Genomic DNA, 1,520 nt, shown 5'->3' with positions numbered 1-1,520 from the left:
AACACAGTGGACGCGAGCAACTGAGGACAAGCCCTCGGCCTATTAGTACCAGTCAGCTCCACCCGTTACCGGGCTTCCACATCTGGCCTATCAACCCAGTCGTCTACTGGGAGCCTTAACCACTCAAGGTGGTGGGAATACTCATCTTGAAGCAGGCTTCCCGCTTAGATGCTTTCAGCGGTTATCCTTTCCGAACGTAGCCAACCAGCCATGCCCTTGGCAGGACAACTGGCACACCAGAGGTTCGTCCGTCCCGGTCCTCTCGTACTAGGGACAGCCCTTCTCAATATTCCTACGCGCACAGCGGATAGGGACCGAACTGTCTCACGACGTTCTAAACCCAGCTCGCGTACCGCTTTAATGGGCGAACAGCCCAACCCTTGGGACCGACTCCAGCCCCAGGATGCGACGAGCCGACATCGAGGTGCCAAACCATCCCGTCGATATGGACTCTTGGGGAAGATCAGCCTGTTATCCCCGGGGTACCTTTTATCCGTTGAGCGACAGCGCTTCCACAAGCCACTGCCGGATCACTAGTCCCGACTTTCGTCCCTGCTCGACCCGTCGGTCTCACAGTCAAGCTCCCTTGTGCACTTACACTCAACACCTGATTGCCAACCAGGCTGAGGGAACCTTTGGGCGCCTCCGTTACTCTTTAGGAGGCAACCGCCCCAGTTAAACTACCCATCAGACACTGTCCCTGATCCGGATCACGGACCCAGGTTAGACATCCAGCACGACCAGAGTGGTATTTCAAGGACGACTCCACAACCACTGGCGTGGCCGCTTCAAAGTCTCCCACCTATCCTACACAAGCCGAACCGAACACCAATATCAAACTATAGTAAAGGTCCCGGGGTCTTTCCGTCCTGCTGCGCGAAACGAGCATCTTTACTCGTAGTGCAATTTCACCGGGCCTATGGTTGAGACAGTCGAGAAGTCGTTACGCCATTCGTGCAGGTCGGAACTTACCCGACAAGGAATTTCGCTACCTTAGGATGGTTATAGTTACCACCGCCGTTTACTGGCGCTTAAGTTCTCAGCTTCGCACACCCGAAAGTGCACTAACCGGTCCCCTTAACGTTCCAGCACCGGGCAGGCGTCAGTCCGTATACATCGCCTTACGGCTTCGCACGGACCTGTGTTTTTAGTAAACAGTCGCTTCTCGCTGGTCTCTGCGGCCACCCCCAGCTCATGGAGTAAATCCAATCACCAGTGATGGCCCCCCTTCTCCCGAAGTTACGGGGGCATTTTGCCGAGTTCCTTAACCATAGTTCACCCGAACGCCTCGGTATTCTCTACCTGACTACCTGAGTCGGTTTAGGGTACGGGCCGCCATGAAACTCGCTAGAGGCTTTTCTCGACAGCATAGGATCATCCACTTCACCACAATCGGCTCGGCATCAGGTCTCAGACTTATATGCACGACGGATTTGCCTACCGTGCGTCCTACACCCTTACCCCGGGACAACCACCGCCCGGGCTGGACTACCTTCCTGCGTCACCCCATCGCTTACCTA

General features: G+C 55.6%; 1 rRNA gene. It reads right to left on the bottom strand.

Features of this window, described 5'->3' with window-relative positions:
• Positions 1–22: 22 nt before the first annotated feature.
• A 23S ribosomal RNA gene (locus ABZ371_RS32535) occupies positions 23–1,520 on the bottom strand; the annotation flags it as partial.

This window comes from Streptomyces sp. NPDC005899 (genome assembly GCF_040629645.1).
Taxonomy (GTDB): domain Bacteria; phylum Actinomycetota; class Actinomycetes; order Streptomycetales; family Streptomycetaceae; genus Streptomyces.
The sequence above is the reverse complement of the archived record's forward strand: the minus strand, read 5'-3'. Positions and strand labels throughout refer to the sequence as shown.